The sequence below is a fragment of the Mesorhizobium sp. M0491 genome (genome assembly GCF_040321265.1).
GTDB lineage: Bacteria > Pseudomonadota > Alphaproteobacteria > Rhizobiales > Rhizobiaceae > Mesorhizobium.
The window spans coordinates 45,481-59,902 of record NZ_JAMYRE010000033.1 but is presented as its reverse complement, the minus strand read 5'-3'; the positions used below and the strand labels follow the sequence as shown (position 1 = coordinate 59,902).

Sequence of the window (14,422 nt, the reverse complement as noted above, 5' to 3'; positions counted from 1 at the left end):
CACGAACAGGATGGAAACGAATCTCCATCCTGTTCGATAGGTCTTACCAGATCCTCATCCAGCCCAACTTAAGTGAACTGCATTAGCGCCAAGTGGCGCCGTTTTTTCATTCTGTCGGTCGGCTCAGCTACAGGTCAGCTCAATAGGGTGAGTAGCACTGCTGGCGCGGGCCGTTGTAGGGCTGGAAGGTGTTGTCGTAGGCCCGGTACGACCGGTAGCGGTTGTAGCACCATTGGACATGGGCGCTCGAAAGCCGTCCCGCGCGGTAGTAGCGGCGCGGCGCCGGCCGGTCATAGTAGTCGTAATTGTTGTACATGCTGCCGAGGCCAAGCCCCAGGCCAAGGCCCAGGATCGCGGCACTCGCGCCATCATCGTAGTAACGGCCGCCGCGATAGTGATGGCGACCATGGCGCCAACGCCAGTTGTCTCCACCATTCCAGTTACCGCCGCCGCCCTGCCAGTGTCGACGGCCGCCGTCCCAATTGCCCGACCGGCGCCATCTCCAATCGTCGTTGTTGAACTGACGGTTGTTGCCGCCGGCCCAACTGTCGCGAACCGGCGTGACATTCGGCGCCGCCGTGCTGGTTGGTATCGACAGATCCGGCTGCATGATCGGTCCGGCGGCGGACGGTGCCGTGACGCCGGACAGGATACCGAGGGCTATCAGCCCCGATTTGACCGTGGAAGAAAAGAGCGAACTCATTGCACTCTCCAAGAGTTACAGGCCCCACGCCCACCCGAGGAATGGGCAACAATGGATGTTTGCATCTGAACGGCGGATGAACGGAAAGGTTCCGTCAACCATGACGCGAACGCGCCCAGGACCAATCGATCTCAGATGGTGGTTTTGCGAGCTTGTTTTCCCAAGCACTTGCGGGCAAAGGTCATGGCATGTCGCTGCGCCTTGCCACCTTCAATGTCGAGAACCTGATGAACAGGTTCGATTTTTCCGGCTATCGCAACCAGCTCAACGAGGATCGAACGCTGGCGCTGTTCGATATCCAGAGCGAAGCGGAATACAGGATCCTGGAGCAGGCCCGCGCCATCGCCCAGTCCGACGACACGCGCCAGCTGACGGCGCTGGCGATCGCTGCCACCCGGGCCGACATCATCTGCATGCAGGAGGTCGACAACATCGAAGCGCTGAAGGCCTTCGAATACGGCTATTTGTTCAAGATGGTGGGGCAGGGCTACCGGCAGAAATACACCACAGCGGGCAATGATTCGCGCGGTATCGACGTTGCCGTAATGATGCGCAACGAGACCGCGCAGGGCCAGCCGATCGAATTCGTGCGCATGACCAGCCACGCCTATGTCACCTACGAGCAGTTCGGGCTGCACACGCCGGAACTCGAGGCACTGGGCAATCAGGCCAATGAGCGCATTTTCCGGCGCGACTGCCTGGAGATCGACGTCACCGTGGGCGGCGTGCCGCTGACGCTCTATCTCGTGCATTTCAAGTCGATGGGCTCGCCGCGCAACGGGCTCGACGGGCGCGAGGCGACGATGCCGGTGCGCATCGCGGAGGCGCAGGCCGTGCGCCGCATCATCGAGGAGCGCTTCGGCAAGGACTATGCCGCCGACAAGAATTGGGCGATCTGCGGCGACATGAATGACTATCGCCAGCGCGTGAAGGTAGCAGGCGATGCGATCGACGGTTATCGCTTCGAGGTGGTCGACGAAGCCCTGTCCTGCATCAACGTGCTGACGGCAGGCGGCTTTTGCGAAAATGTCGTCGAGCGGCGGCCGGAGATGAACCGCTGGAGTTTCTACCACACGCGAGGACCCGAAGAGCGGCATCTGTGCCAACTCGACTACATTCTGTTGTCGAAGGGGCTCGCCGCCAGCAACGCAACGGCCGTTCCCGACATTATCCGCAACGGCCAGCCCTGGCGCACCATTTTTCCGCCCGGCCAGGAGGTCGAGCGGTTTCCGCGCGCCGGCTGGGACCGGCCGAAGGCATCGGATCATTGCCCGGTGGCGATCACGCTGGACATTGTCCGGTAAGCAGTATTGGGGCCTGATACGGTATGAGTTTCGACCTGCCGCGCAACGTCATCCTGCCGGTCGACGACATCGACGTCCGGCTCGATCCCGGTCCGCACCCTTTCGCAAGGGACAATGCAGAGGCGATCGCCGAGAACTGGCAGCACGAAATCGCCGCCAATCCGGCGCTGTTCGACGGCATGGTGGTGCTGCTGTCGCAACTTGCCTACCGCGACAGCCGTCTCGTCGGCCGCTGCCATGCGGTCAATTACTCGACGTTCATGCTGTGGCGGAAGCGGCGCGAGAATTCGGGCGCCGAGCATGCCTATGCCCATGCCATGCTGGTGGCCGGCGACAATGCGCTGGTGGCGATCCGCATGGGTCCTCACACAGTCAATGCCGGCCGCGTCTATTTCGCTGCCGGCTCGTTCGAGCCGGTCGATTTTCGCGATGGGCTGGTCGATGTCGATTTCAACATGATGCGTGAGGTGCGCGAGGAAACTGGGCTCGACCTGTCAGGTGCTGAACGCGGCAAGCGATACCACGCCATGTCGACCAGCAGCGGCACGGTGATCTTCCGCCGCTATCACGAGACGGCGCCCGCAGACGAGATCGCCAGGCGCATCTCAGCCTTCGTCGCCACCGAGACCGAGCCGGAGATCCAGGGGCCGGTGATCATCCGCCATGCGGCCGACCTGCCGGATGGGCTCTCGCCGCACATGAAGCCGCTGATCGAGTGGCATTTCGCAAACAGGGATTAAGGGCGCGTTTTGTCCTGTGCCGCCTTGCGATCGTTGTGGGCAGCGACGAGGAACAGGATGAAGCCGATGCCCAGCAAGCCGCCCATCGCCATTCCCATCGTCTGGCCGACGACTGCCTGGAAATCCGATGTGACGCGGTCGGGATTGGCCATGCCGTAGCGGGCGAGATACCACCAGATGCCTGCAAGAGCCGCCTCGATGATGACCATCGCCAGGATCAATCGCGCCTTCTTGCTCATCCGCCATTCCTCCGCCCAAGGTGAATTGCCCTACCATCGCGAACGGAGCGGGGACAGTGGCGGGGCAGGCTGGAACGCCGAAGACCGTGCAAAACCGGTCGGAGCAATGGCGCGCTTCCGACCGGGTTGCCTACTCGTGCCTAAGCGCGTCGATCGGGTCGAGCCTGGCGCCGCGCAATGCCGGGAAGAAGCCGAACACCATGCCGATCAGCGCCGAGAAACCGACGGCGAGCAGGATGACCGCCGGGCTTGGCGCGAACGGGATGGTCAGCGTCACCGCGGCGAGGCCGGCCAGTGCCAGGCCGAGCAGGATGCCGATGATGCCGCCGAGCAGCGACAGCACCGTCGCCTCGACCAGGAACTGGATGAGGATGTGCTTTTCATGCGCGCCGATGGCGAGCCTGATGCCGATCTCGCGTGTGCGTTCGGTGACCGACACCAGCATGATGTTCATGATGCCGATGCCGCCGACCAGCAGGCTGACGCCGGCGACGGCGCCCAGCATGCCGGTCATGGTGGTGGTGGCGCTGGCCATGGCGTCGGCGATCTGGGTCATGTCGCGGATAGCGAAATCGCTCTCGCGGTCAGGTGTGAGGCGGCGTGCATCGCGCAAAATGTCCTCGACGCGCGGCTGCAACTCGCTGGTCGGCGTACGGTCGTCGGCGGCGATGTATATGTTGTCGATGTCGCGGTTGCCGGCGATGCGGCGCTGGTAGGCGTGCAGCGGCATCAGCACGACATTGTCCTGGTCCTGGCCGAAGCCGGTATAGCCCTTGGGCTCGAGCAGGCCGATGATCTTGCAGGAGGTGCGGTTGACGCGGATGATCTCGCCCTCCGGATCGCCGGCGCCGAAGAACTGCTGGCGCACCGTTTCGCCGATCAGGCACACGCCGGTGCCCGAGCGGGTTTCGGAATCGCTGAACGGGCGGCCCGACACCAGCTTCCAGTCGCGCGCATCGAGATAGGCGCTGTCGGTGCCGGTGACGCCCGAGGTCAGGCTCTCGGTGCCGAAGATGACCCGAACCTGCTTTTGCGAGGCCGGTGAAATCGCGCGGGCGCCAGTTAGATGCGCCACCAGCGCCGTCAGATCCTTTTCGGCCAGCGGACGCACCACCTGGTCCAGCCCGCCCGGTCCGCCGGGGCCGGCCGGGCGGCCGGAGCGGACCACCAGCAGATTGCTGCCGAGCTTGGAGATGTCGGCCTTGACCTTTTGCGTGGTGCCGGAGCCGATGGTGAGCATGGCGATAACGGCGGCAACGCCGATGACGATGCCGAGCAAGGTCAGGAACGAGCGCAGCACGTTGCGGCGGATCGAGCGCAGCGAGAGGCGGACGGTTTCCCAGATCATGGCTGTGCGATCTCCAGCTTCCTGGAATCCGAAGCGACGTGGCCGTCGAGGAAGCGGATGGTGCGTTCGGCATAGTCGGCGACGTCGGCCTCATGCGTGACCATGGCGATGGTCAGGCCGAGCTCGGTGTTGAGCCGGGTGAGCAGTTCCATGATCTCGTGCGTGCGGGCGGTGTCGAGATTGCCGGTCGGCTCGTCGGCGACGAGGAGTGTCGGGCGGGTGACGATGGCGCGCGCGATCGCCACGCGCTGCTGCTGGCCGCCGGACAGTTCGGCCGGCGTGTGGTGCTCGCGGCCGACAAGGCCGACCTCCGCCAGGGCCTGCATGGCAAGGTCTCGGCGCTCTCGCGCGGCAACACCGCGATAGATCAGCGGCAGTTCGACATTTTCGGCCGCCGTGGTGCGGGCCAGCAGATTGTAGCCCTGGAAGACGAAGCCGACATAAAGGTTGCGCAGCATGGCGCGGCGGTTACGGTCGAGGCGGCCGGCGTCGATGCCCATGAAGGAATAGGTTCCGGCCGTCGGCGTGTCGAGGCAGCCGATGACGTTCATCGCCGTCGACTTGCCGGAGCCGGACGGACCCATGATGGCGACGAATTCGCCACGCCGGATGGCAAGATCGACGCCGGCCAGCGCATGCACCTTGGCCTCGCCCTGGCCGTAGCTCTTCCAGACCTTGTCGAAGGTGATGAGGGTCGCGCCCGCAGCCACGGCATCAGCTCCGCTGCTGCGACGCGGTGATGATTTGAGCGCCTTCGTCCAGGCCCGAAATGATCTCGGTCAGTTCGCCGTCGGTGGAGCCGATCTTGACGTTGACCGGGTGCGGACGCCCATTCTCCAGCACGTAGAGCGTGCGCGAGCCGTCGGTGGGCACTGTGGCGGCCTGGCGCTGGCGGTTGCCGCCGGGGCGCCCCATGCGGCCGGTGAACAGGTCGCTCAGGCTCCAGCCGCGGGCGGCCTGCTGCGCCGGACGATAGCGGAAGGCGGTGGCCGGCACGGTGAGCACGCCCTTGGCCTGTTTGGTGACGACCGAAACGGTGGCGGTCATGCCGGGCCGCAGCAACAGCTCGTTGTTGTCGACCTCGAGCCGCGCATTGTAGGTGACGACGCCGTCGGTGGTGACGGAGGCATAGGAGATGTCGCGGATCTCGGCATCGAACGGCCGCTCGGGGAAGGCATCGACTGTGAAGCGGGCATGCTGGCCGGATTTGACCGCGCCGATGTCGGCTTCGTCGACCGCCGCCACCAGTTCCATGTTCCTGAGATCGGCGGCGATGATGAACAGCACCGGCGCCTGGAGCGAGGAGGCAACCGTCTGGCCGGGATCGACCGATCGCGTCAGCACGATGCCGTCGATCGGCGCATAGATGGTGCTCTTGGCAAGGTCGGTCTGCTGCGCCTTGAGGTCGGCCTGGGCGATGGCGAGGTTGGCCTGCGCACTGTCCAGCGCTGCCTTGGAACGGTCGCGCGTGGCGGTTGCTGCTTCAAGCGACTGGTCGGTCGCCATGCCGCGCTTGGTCAGCGCTGCTGCGCGCACCAGCGCCTTCTCGTTTTCGGCCAGCGTAACCGTGGCGTCCTCGACATTGGCGGCGGCGGCCTTGGCCGAAGCTTCGGCGCGCTCGATCTGGACCTCGAGTTTCACCGTGTCGAGTGTCGCCAGCACGTCACCCTTCTTGACCTGCTGGTTCTCCTCGGCCGAGACCGAGCGGATGATGCCGGACAGTTCGCTTGAAATGTCGACCTGGGTGAGCGGCTGCAGCGTGCCGGTCGCCGATACCGCGACGGTGAGATCAGCCTTGGCGGCAGGCACGGTGGTGTAATCGATTCTGGCCGGCGAGCCGGCATACCACTGATAGACGCCGAGCGCGGCGGCGAGCACGATCAGCGCCAGCAGCGCATAGAGCCAGCCGCGCCGGCGCGACTTGCGCCGACCCGTCATGTCGAGCCCGAGCGCCGTCTCGATGGCGGAATCCGATTCCGTCTTTGGCAGATTGACAATCTGGTCCACGCTGGACCCCTATAACGCGCAATGTCCCTATCTGTGCACAGATCAGGCTTACTGGTTCGAATATCAAATTAAATTTCGCCCATGTTGGGATTGAGGCAGGAATGAAAACTCGGAATTACTTGCTTTACGATGTGTTTACGACCGAGCGACTGGCCGGCAATCCTTTGGCCGTCGTGCTGGACAGCGAGGGATTGGACACGGCGGCGATGCAGGCCATCGCGCGCGAATTCAACCTGTCCGAGTCGGTTTTCGTGCTGCCGCCGGACAATCCCAAGCACAGAAACCGCATTCGCATCTTCACCCCCGACTATGAAATGCCATTCGCCGGCCACCCGACCGTGGGCGCCGCGATCGCGCTGGCCGAACTGGCGGAAGAGGGCGGCGCCGGCATCTTCGTGCTGGAGGAAAACATCGGCCCGGTGCGTTGCGCCGTCAGCAAGCACGACGGCAACACTTTCGCCGAGTTCGACCTGGCAAAGCTGCCGGAGCCGCTGGAGCTCGATGCCAATCCGGAGGCGATCGGTGCGGCGCTTGGGCTCACGCCGCACGAAATCGGCTTCGAGAATCACCGCGTCTCGTTCTGGTCGGCGGGCGTGCCCTATGTCACCATTCCAGTTGCCAATCTCGAGGCGGCGGGCCGTATCCGGCTGGACAACCAGGCCTGGTCGGAACTGGCGCCGCGCAAGAGCGAGTGGGCCTTCGCCAGCCCCTATGTCTATTGCCGCGAGACGGTGAACCACGAAAGCGCCTTCCATGTGCGCATGATCGTGCCCGGCACGCCTTCCTACGAGGATCCGGCGACCGGCTCGGCGGCAGCGGCTTTTGCCGGCGCCATCATGCATTTCGACGCGCCGACCGATGGCATTTCGCAGCTGTGGATCGAGCAGGGGCTGGAGATGGGCCGGCCATCGCGCATCCGCCTCGAACTGACCGTGCAAGGCGGAAAACTGGCCTCGGCGCGCATTGGCGGCAATGCGGTGAAGGTTGCGGAGGGCAGACTGTTCGTCTGATCGAACGCATGCTCGGTCGATTTGTCGGGAAATGATTCCGGCAGGGCTGGACAGGACCGGTGGTGGCGGCTATATGCCCGCCAACGCCGGTTTTTGCCGGCCGAGTGGGTGCGTAGCTCAGTTGGTAGAGCAGCTGACTCTTAATCAGCGGGTCCACAGTTCAATCCTGTGCGCACCCACCAAATTCCTAGAAGAGTTGGTGGAAAGACCCTGAAAGCGAGACGCGTTTGGCGCGTCTCGGGCCTGGCGCTGATCACGGCGCGGGCTTGCCGAGACTGGCCTTGAACTTAACCTTCATGGCGATCTGGCCGGTCACGGTGATCTGCGATCCGGCGGCGGCGCCCATGCTGCGATCCCTGGCGTTGACATTGGTGGTGACGTTGGTCACCTCGCAGCTGTCGCCGATGGTTTCGAGCACCATGGCGCAACTGCCGGCCGCGAGCGTGTAGAAGGAACGAAGCCCGGCCTCTTGCTGCACCGCGATGTCTTCACCGTCCTTGACCGGAATGCTCATAGTGATGCTGGACTGCACCTTGACAAGGCCGTCGTCGCCAGGTCGCCGCGGCCGGCCTGTCTCGTCAAGGACCTGAGAAAATGCCGGCGCAGCAGTGCTGCAAAGCAGCGCGGCGACAATTGTCGTCTCAAATACTCCATGAACTTTTTCTCGTCTCATGGAACAATCAAAACGGCGTTATTGTTTTGGCTCAATCACGTTGAAAGTTTGACGGATTTATTTCTCCGAAACGCCAGCCTCGGCAAAACTCGCCATGCGGGCATGGCACTCCAGCGCCGAGCGGACGATGTTGACGGCGAGGCAGGCGCCGGAGCCTTCGCCAAGCCGCATGCCGAGATCGAGCAGGGGCGGCAGGCCGAGGGCTTCGAGCAGGCCGCGATGGCCCGATTCGGCCGAAACGTGCGCGGCGATGGTGTGGGCGAGGCCGGTCGGGTGCAGTTTGGCCAGCGGGGCTGCCGCTGCGGTGCAGACGAAACCGTCGAGCAGTACGGGGATGCCCAGATGGCGGGCCGCCAGCGTCGCGCCGAAGATGGCGGCGAGTTCGCGGCCGCCGAGCGCGGCAGCGATAGCAAGCGGGTCGCCGAGGGTGGCGGCGTGGCGCTTCAGGCCGGCTTCGATGGCGACCACCTTGCGCTTGAGGCCGGCGTCGTCGACACCGGTGCCGCGCCCGGTCCATTTTTCAGCACCGCCGCCGAACAAGGCGGCTGAAATGGCGGCTGCAGGCGTGGTGTTGCCGATGCCCATTTCGCCGAAGCAGACGAGGTCGAGGTCTTTTGTCACCGCGTCGTAGCCGGCCGACACGGCGGCGAGGAACGACTTCTCGTCCATCGCCGGCACTTGGGTGAAATCGCCGGTGGGATGGTCGAGATCGAGCGGAATGACGTCGAGTTCGGCGCCGGCCATGCGGGCAAGCTGGTTGATGGCGGCACCGCCGCCGGCGAAATTCGCCACCATCTGCACGGTGACCTCCGAAGGATAGGCCGAAACGCCTTGCGCGGTGACGCCATGGTTGCCGGCGAAGACGAAAACCTTGACGCGGTCGAGTTTTGGCATGTCGCGGCCCTGCCAGCGCGCCAGCCATGCCGCGATGGTCTCCAGCCGGCCAAGGCTGCCTTGCGGCTTGGTCAGCGTGTCCTGGCGGCGCGCAACCGCATTGGCGGCAGTGTCGCTGCCGGCCGGCAGGTCGAGGCAGGCGGCGCGCAATTCACTAAGCGATTTGAAGGGCATGGGGGCAAAGTCTCCGAAAAGGAATCAGGCCAAGGGATCAGGCCAAGGGATCAGGAAAGGGCTACGGAAGCGACCAGCAGCACCGCGATTTCGCTCGCCTGCTGCAAGGCGCCGATCGTGTCGCCCGTCTGGCCATCGATCTGGTTGAGGCAAAGCGCGCGGAACGCGGCAAACAGCAGGCCAAGCAGGATGAGCGCGAAGACAGCGCCGCCGAGCCCAAGCAGGAGCAGCGGGATCGCACCGAGCACGGCGCCGGCGATGGCGACTTCCAGCGAAACGGTGCCAGCATCGGCCGACAGGCCGTCGATCCGCGCTGGGGGCAAGAGATGCATGAAGGCCCCGAGCAGGCCGCGCGAGGCCGCGTGTGCGGCCAGGAGGGCGAACAGCGCCTGTGTGGGATCGATGAATTCCGAAAGCGCGCTCCAGCGGATCAGCAGCGACAGGCCCAGTGCCATGGCACCGTAGGCGCCGATGCGGCTGTCGCGCATGATCTCGAGTTTTTTGCCGCGTGATTTGCCGCCGCCAAAGCCGTCGGCGACGTCGGATAGCCCGTCCTCATGCAGGCAGCCGGTGGTGAGCACGGTTGCCACAAGCGCAAGTGCGGCCGCCGGCCCCATGGCCAGGCCAAACCGTTCCGCCGTGGCGAAGACGATGGCGCCGATCAGGCCGACGACAAGTCCGGCAATGGGGGCTGCCCAGATCGCGGCGGCAAGGCTGCGGCCGCGAAAATCGAAAACGGGCAGCGGCAGCCTTGTGAAGAAGACCAGGCAAAGCGCGATGTCGTCGACGACCTGCCGCGGTGAAAGGGCCAGATTCCTGAACTTCATGCTCTAGCCCCTCGCAATGGCATGGAAGAAGGTGCCGCTGACATGGCCGCGCCGGTAGCCCGAGGCGCCGATCGGGTTGCCCTGCCCGTCGGCGAGGTCGGCCAGCGGCTCGTCATTGCCGGTGGCCGTCATCTGCGCATAGTGGAATTCGTGGCCTCGGATCAGCGCGCCTTGTGAGCCCAGCGGGCAATCGGCGCGCAACCGAGCCTCGCGATAACCGAGATTCATCTTGCGTTTGGCGAAGCTGGTGGAATGGCCGAGCAGGCCGAGCATCGCATGCGTTTCGCCTGACGCGTCCTCCAGCGCTCCGCCCAGCACCATGAAGCCACCGCACTCGCCATGGATGGGCTTTGTCGCGGCGAAACGGGTCATCCCGGCGCGGAAAGTCGCGGCGGCGGCGAGGCGGCCGGCGTGAAGCTCGGGATAGCCGCCGGGCAGCCAGCAAACATCGCAGGTCTCGTCGGGCGCTTCGTTGGCGAGCGGCGAGAACGGGACGATTTCGGCACCCGCCTTGCGCCAGTAGGCGGCGACATGTGGATAGAGGAAGGTGAAGGCGGCATCCCCGGCCAGCGCGATCCGCTGACCGGGTGGTGCGAGCGCGTCGTCGAAGCCGCCAAGCGCCGGGGTGAAAGGTGTCGCCAGGGCCATGATCGCGTCGAGATCGAGCGACTTTTCCGCCATGTCGGCCAGCCGGTCGAGATGCGCCATCAGGTCGTCATATTCGCCGGCCTGGACGAGGCCGAGATGGCGCTCGGGCAAGTTGAGCGTGGGGTCGCGCAGGATGGCGCCGACGACCGGCAGGCCGATCGCCTCGATGGCGTCGCCCGACAGCCGGCGGTGACGCTCGCTGCCCAGCCGGTTGAGCACGACGCCGGCCATGCGGACATCCGGATCGTAGGTGGCGAAACCCTTGGCGACGGCGGCCGCCGTGGTCGACTGGCCGGACACATCGAGCACCAGCAGCACCGGCAAGCCGTAGAGCCGCGCAAGATCGGCGGCCGAACCAGTGCGGCCTTGAGCTGCCGGAATGCCGTCGAACAGGCCCATGGCGCTTTCGAGGATGACGAAGTCGGTATCGTCGGCCGCTTGCGCGGCGAGCGCATTGAGCAGCGATGGCGGCATCGCCCAGCTGTCGAGATTGACGCCGGACAGTCCCGTGGCGGCGGTGTGGAAGCCAGGGTCGATATAGTCGGGGCCGGATTTGGCGCCGCGCACTTTCAACCCGCGCCGGGTGAGCGCGCGTAAAATGCCGATGGTGACACTGGTCTTGCCGGAGCCGGAGCGCGGCGCGCCGATGATGATGGCGCGGGCCGTCATGCTTGCCCCGCAAGGGCCGCGCGCATGGCGACGATGCCGCCAACGACGATCAGCGCCGGCGAGGCGAGACCGGCGGCTGCGGCTTTCTCGGCAATGGTGGCGAGCGTTGCGACGACGGTTCGTTCCTGCGGCGTCGTCGCGGCGACGATCACTGCCGCCGGTGTCGAAGGCGCCAGCCCGCCGTCGAGCAGTGCCGCCGCGATCAAAGGCAGGTTGGCCATGCCCATATAGACGACGACAGGCTGGCCGGTGCGGGCGATCGCCGCCCAATCGAGATCGTCATCGGTGCCGGCGGCGTGGCCGGTGGCCAGGATCACCGCCTTGTTGATGCCGCGCATGGTGGCGGGAATGCCGGTCGCGGCCAGCGCGCTGAGGCCCGAGGTCAGGCCGGGCAGGACGCGGAACGGGATATTTTCGCGCGCCAGCGCCAAGGCTTCTTCGCCGCCACGGCCAAAAATATAGGGATCGCCGCCCTTCAACCTGACGACGCGGCGGCCGTCGCGCGCCAGCCGGACCAAAAGGGCGGTGATGTCGTCCTGTTTCATCGACGGTTTGCCGCCGCGCTTGCCGGCAAAGAAAAGCTCGGCATTTTCGGCGACGGCGACGACATCTGATGAGACCAGCGCGTCGTAGACCAACGCATCCGCGTCGGCCAGTGCCGCCAACACTTCGAGCGTCAGGCAGCCGGGGTCGCCGGGGCCGGCGCCGGCCAGCCAGACGTGACCCGATTCCAGCCGGCGCGGCTTGAAATTCAGCCGGGACAAGGCTTTTTCGAGCGTGGCGTTTTCGCCGTTGTTTTTGGTGCTGCCGCTCACAATCCGTCCCGTCCGCGAAAACGCCGCTGATAGTGGGCGTCGTATAATGAACTCTCGCCAAAACCTTGCGCCGCCAGCGAGCGGCCGACGAAGATGATCGCCGTGCGCTCCATCGGGTCGGCAGCGAGCTGCGCTTCGATGGTCGCCAGCGTGCCGGTCAGCACGCGCTCGTCCGGCCAGGAGGCGCGGAAGACGACCGCCACCGGGCAATCGCCGCCATAATGCGGGGTCAGTTCGGCGACGACGCGGTCGATGGCGTGGATGGCCAGATGAATGGCAAGCGTGGCGCCGGTGCGGCCGAAGCCGGCCAGCGTTTCGCCGGGCGGCATTTTCGAGGCGCGTCCGGAAATGCGGGTCAGCACCAGGCTTTGCGCGACCTCGGGAATGGTCAGCTCGCGGCGCAATGCGGCGGCGGCAGCGGCGAAAGAGGGGACGCCGGGCGTCAGCGTATAAGGGATGCCGTGCTTTTCCAGCCGGCGGATCTGCTCGGCAACAGCGCTCCACACCGACAGGTCGCCGGAATGGAGACGGGCGACATCATGGCCGGCCTTATGGGCCGCGACATACTCGGCCTCGATCTCGTCGAGCGACATCGGCGCGGTGTCGATCAGTTTTGTCCCCGGCGCGCAGTGCTGCAGCAATTCGGGCGCGACGATCGAGCCAGCATGCAGGCAGACCGGGCAGCTCGCCAGCAACCGAGCGCCGCGCAGCGTGATGAGATCGGCGGCACCGGGACCGGCGCCGATGAAGTGGACGGTCATGGCGCATCTCCGCTGATGGCGATGGCGCAGGTGACCGGGCCGAGCACCGTGCGGGGCCCGAGCAGTCTGGCGCCTTTGCCGGCGACGGCAAGGGCGGACGCTTCGGAAACCGATGGTGTGCCGGCGAGTTCTTGCGAGAGCTCGGAATGGCTGAGCGTGTCCGACGAGGCGGCCTGAAGTGTCGCGTCGTCGACGATGATGACCGGAAGGTTCAGCGCGCGGCTAGCGGCGGCGATCGCTTCTTCATTCTTCTTGAACTCGGCAGTCGCCAGTGCCGAAAGGGCCGTCATCGCCAGCCCGTAGGCTTCGAGGGCGGTTTCGATCGCGGCAAGCACGTCTTCGACGCTCACGCCCTTTCGGCAGCCTATGCCCGCGACCATCATGGCTTCACCCAGCTCCATTGCGTGACCGGCATGGCTGGCCGCCATGCCTGCATCGCGCCGACCGGCGACGCGCGAGAGATGGCGATGCGGGTGAGATCGCCGCCAAGCGAGACATGGCGGGCGAGAAGCAAGGCTTCCATCTCCAGCGTCACCGCATTGGCCACAAGACGGCCGCCAGTGCGCAGCGCCTTGATGGCTGCGTTCAAGACACCGGCATCGCTGCCGCCGCCGCCGATGAAGATCGCGTCCGGCGTGTCCAGCCTGGCCAGTGCCTTGGGGGCGCTGCCTTCCACCACGACAAGGCCGGGAACGCCGCAGGCGGCCGCGTTGCGGCCAATGCGGGCGGCGCGGATCGGATCGGTCTCGATGGCTATGGTGCGCATCGAGGGGTGGGCCAGCATCCATTCGATGCCGATAGAACCGGAGCCGGCGCCGATGTCCCACAGCAATTCGCCGCGCCGCGGCGCCAGCGCCGACAGGGTGATGGCGCGGATTTCGCGCTTTGTGATCTGGCCGTCATGCTCGAACAGATGATCGGCAAGCCCTGATGTGAGCGGCAGGACGCGCGCATCCGGACCGGATTCAACTTCGATCGCCAGCACGTTGAGCGGATTGATGTTTTCGAGATCGAAGGCATCGGCGCGGACCGAGCGGTGGTTCTCGCTTGGCCCACCCAACGCCTCCAGGATCGTCAGTCGCGAGGCGCCGAAGTCGAGTTCGGTGAGCAGGCGGGCGATCGCCGCAGGGGCTTCTGCATCTGAGGTCAGTGCCAAAATGCGCGCGCCTGGCTGCAGCAGCGGCCGGATCAAGTCGAGCGGCCAGCCGTGCAGCGAGACGGTCTCGATGTCCTGCAGCGCCCAACCAAGCCGGGCGGCCGCAAGCGAAACGGCTGACGGGGCGGGGATGACATGCATCTCCTGTGGCTTGACCTTGCGGGCGAGGGTGGCGCCGACGCCGTGGAAGAACGGATCGCCCGAGGCGAGCACGCAGACGCGCCTGCCGGCCAGCGTCAGCACATCAGTCATCTCGGCGTCGAAAGGAACCGGCCAGGGGCGGGCATCACCCTTGGCGAAGGACGCGACCAGCGCCAGGTGCCGCTTGCCGCCGAAGATGATCTCAGCCTGGGCAATCCGCTGCTTGGCCTCGTCGCCGAGACCCGCTAAACCGTCCTCGCCGATACCGACGACCGTCAGCCAGGCGGCTCGCGATTGACGCTCAGCAGGCATG

Annotated in this window: 16 protein-coding genes and 1 tRNA gene; 4 read left to right on the top strand and 13 right to left on the bottom strand. The window is 65.5% G+C overall.

Going from position 1 to position 14,422, the window contains the following annotated elements; translation table 11 throughout:
- Positions 1-139 precede the first annotated feature (139 nt).
- Positions 140-703: a BA14K family protein gene (locus NKI69_RS30660; protein ID WP_023812414.1), complete on the bottom strand. Its 564-nt coding sequence runs from the start codon at positions 701-703 to the stop codon at positions 140-142.
- 188 nt (positions 704-891) lie between these two features.
- On the opposite strand from NKI69_RS30660, the gene NKI69_RS30655 reads away from it, so the two are divergent.
- Positions 892-2,007, top strand: coding sequence for an endonuclease/exonuclease/phosphatase family protein (locus NKI69_RS30655; protein WP_352723177.1), 1,116 nt, complete (start codon positions 892-894; stop codon positions 2,005-2,007).
- A gap of 23 nt (positions 2,008-2,030) precedes the next feature.
- Positions 2,031-2,747, top strand: coding sequence for a hypothetical protein (locus NKI69_RS30650; protein WP_352723176.1), 717 nt, complete (start codon positions 2,031-2,033; stop codon positions 2,745-2,747).
- Here NKI69_RS30650 and NKI69_RS30645 read toward each other — a convergent pair.
- The 4 genes from NKI69_RS30645 to NKI69_RS30630 all read right to left on the bottom strand — a co-directional run bounded on the left by NKI69_RS30645 (position 2,744) and on the right by NKI69_RS30630 (position 6,341).
- Positions 2,744-2,986: a hypothetical protein gene (locus tag NKI69_RS30645; RefSeq protein ID WP_352723174.1), complete on the bottom strand. Its 243-nt coding sequence runs from the start codon at positions 2,984-2,986 to the stop codon at positions 2,744-2,746. The two genes, NKI69_RS30650 and NKI69_RS30645, sit on opposite strands and share 4 nt — an antisense overlap.
- A 130-nt stretch (positions 2,987-3,116) precedes the next feature.
- The gene (locus tag NKI69_RS30640; RefSeq protein ID WP_352723173.1) at positions 3,117-4,334 is read right to left on the bottom strand and encodes an ABC transporter permease; all 1,218 of its coding nucleotides are present in this window, start codon (positions 4,332-4,334) and stop codon (positions 3,117-3,119) included.
- A complete protein-coding gene (locus NKI69_RS30635; RefSeq protein WP_128304438.1) occupies positions 4,331-5,044 on the bottom strand; it encodes an ABC transporter ATP-binding protein in 714 nt (237 codons plus the stop codon). The genes NKI69_RS30640 and NKI69_RS30635 overlap by 4 nt, the downstream gene beginning before the upstream one ends.
- A gap of 4 nt (positions 5,045-5,048) precedes the next feature.
- Positions 5,049-6,341, bottom strand: coding sequence for an efflux RND transporter periplasmic adaptor subunit (locus tag NKI69_RS30630; RefSeq protein ID WP_352723172.1), 1,293 nt, complete (start codon positions 6,339-6,341; stop codon positions 5,049-5,051).
- 101 nt (positions 6,342-6,442) lie between these two features.
- Here NKI69_RS30630 and NKI69_RS30625 point away from each other — a divergent pair, with 101 nt between their 5' ends.
- The gene (locus NKI69_RS30625) at positions 6,443-7,351 is read left to right on the top strand and encodes a PhzF family phenazine biosynthesis protein (protein WP_352723171.1); all 909 of its coding nucleotides are present in this window, start codon (positions 6,443-6,445) and stop codon (positions 7,349-7,351) included.
- Between the two features lie 106 nt (positions 7,352-7,457).
- Positions 7,458-7,533, top strand: a tRNA-Lys gene (locus NKI69_RS30620).
- Between the two features lie 71 nt (positions 7,534-7,604).
- Here NKI69_RS30620 and NKI69_RS30615 read toward each other — a convergent pair.
- From NKI69_RS30615 to cbiE, 8 genes are all read right to left on the bottom strand, one after another.
- Complete coding sequence (locus tag NKI69_RS30615) at positions 7,605-7,865, bottom strand: hypothetical protein (protein WP_352723170.1); 261 nt, start codon at positions 7,863-7,865, stop codon at positions 7,605-7,607.
- A 216-nt stretch (positions 7,866-8,081) separates the two neighbouring features.
- Positions 8,082-9,092 carry a nicotinate-nucleotide--dimethylbenzimidazole phosphoribosyltransferase gene (gene cobT, locus NKI69_RS30610; protein WP_352723168.1) on the bottom strand — a complete coding sequence of 337 codons (1,011 nt, stop codon included), beginning with the start codon at positions 9,090-9,092 and terminating at the stop codon, positions 8,082-8,084.
- A gap of 50 nt (positions 9,093-9,142) precedes the next feature.
- Positions 9,143-9,919, bottom strand: a complete 777-nt coding sequence (locus NKI69_RS30605; protein WP_352723166.1) for an adenosylcobinamide-GDP ribazoletransferase — start codon at positions 9,917-9,919, stop codon at positions 9,143-9,145.
- A 3-nt stretch (positions 9,920-9,922) separates the two neighbouring features.
- A complete protein-coding gene (locus tag NKI69_RS30600; RefSeq protein ID WP_352723165.1) occupies positions 9,923-11,236 on the bottom strand; it encodes a cobyrinic acid a,c-diamide synthase CobB in 1,314 nt (437 codons plus the stop codon).
- Positions 11,233-12,051, bottom strand: a complete 819-nt coding sequence (cobA, locus tag NKI69_RS30595) for a uroporphyrinogen-III C-methyltransferase (protein WP_352439813.1) — start codon at positions 12,049-12,051, stop codon at positions 11,233-11,235. The genes NKI69_RS30600 and cobA overlap by 4 nt, the downstream gene beginning before the upstream one ends.
- On the bottom strand, positions 12,048-12,812 hold the full coding sequence (gene cobM, locus NKI69_RS30590; RefSeq protein WP_352723163.1) for a precorrin-4 C(11)-methyltransferase: 765 nt from the start codon (positions 12,810-12,812) through the stop codon (positions 12,048-12,050). The genes cobA and cobM overlap by 4 nt, the downstream gene beginning before the upstream one ends.
- Positions 12,809-13,195, bottom strand: a complete 387-nt coding sequence (locus NKI69_RS30585) for a cobalamin biosynthesis protein (RefSeq protein ID WP_352632471.1) — start codon at positions 13,193-13,195, stop codon at positions 12,809-12,811. The genes cobM and NKI69_RS30585 overlap by 4 nt, the downstream gene beginning before the upstream one ends.
- Positions 13,192-14,421, bottom strand: a complete 1,230-nt coding sequence (gene cbiE / locus NKI69_RS30580; RefSeq protein ID WP_352723161.1) for a precorrin-6y C5,15-methyltransferase (decarboxylating) subunit CbiE — start codon at positions 14,419-14,421, stop codon at positions 13,192-13,194. Before cbiE ends, NKI69_RS30585 begins: the two co-directional genes overlap by 4 nt.
- Position 14,422: the final 1 nt, after the last annotated feature.

Bases quoted from the DNA above. Each gene is read 5' to 3' on its own strand.
- NKI69_RS30660 (WP_023812414.1), bottom strand. From the start codon at position 703: ATGAGTTCGCTCTTTTCTTCCACGGTCAAATCGGGGCTGATAGCCCTC.
- NKI69_RS30655 (WP_352723177.1), top strand. From the start codon at position 892: ATGTCGCTGCGCCTTGCCACCTTCAATGTCGAGAACCTGATGAACAGG.
- NKI69_RS30650 (WP_352723176.1), top strand. From the start codon at position 2,031: ATGAGTTTCGACCTGCCGCGCAACGTCATCCTGCCGGTCGACGACATC.
- NKI69_RS30645 (WP_352723174.1), bottom strand. From the start codon at position 2,986: ATGAGCAAGAAGGCGCGATTGATCCTGGCGATGGTCATCATCGAGGCG.
- NKI69_RS30640 (WP_352723173.1), bottom strand. From the start codon at position 4,334: ATGATCTGGGAAACCGTCCGCCTCTCGCTGCGCTCGATCCGCCGCAAC.
- NKI69_RS30625 (WP_352723171.1), top strand. From the start codon at position 6,443: ATGAAAACTCGGAATTACTTGCTTTACGATGTGTTTACGACCGAGCGA.
- NKI69_RS30615 (WP_352723170.1), bottom strand. From the start codon at position 7,865: ATGAGCATTCCGGTCAAGGACGGTGAAGACATCGCGGTGCAGCAAGAG.
- cobT (WP_352723168.1), bottom strand. From the start codon at position 9,092: ATGCCCTTCAAATCGCTTAGTGAATTGCGCGCCGCCTGCCTCGACCTG.
- NKI69_RS30605 (WP_352723166.1), bottom strand. From the start codon at position 9,919: ATGAAGTTCAGGAATCTGGCCCTTTCACCGCGGCAGGTCGTCGACGAC.
- NKI69_RS30600 (WP_352723165.1), bottom strand. From the start codon at position 11,236: ATGACGGCCCGCGCCATCATCATCGGCGCGCCGCGCTCCGGCTCCGGC.
- cobM (WP_352723163.1), bottom strand. From the start codon at position 12,812: ATGACCGTCCACTTCATCGGCGCCGGTCCCGGTGCCGCCGATCTCATC.
- NKI69_RS30585 (WP_352632471.1), bottom strand. From the start codon at position 13,195: ATGATGGTCGCGGGCATAGGCTGCCGAAAGGGCGTGAGCGTCGAAGAC.
- cbiE (WP_352723161.1), bottom strand. From the start codon at position 14,421: ATGCCTGCTGAGCGTCAATCGCGAGCCGCCTGGCTGACGGTCGTCGGT.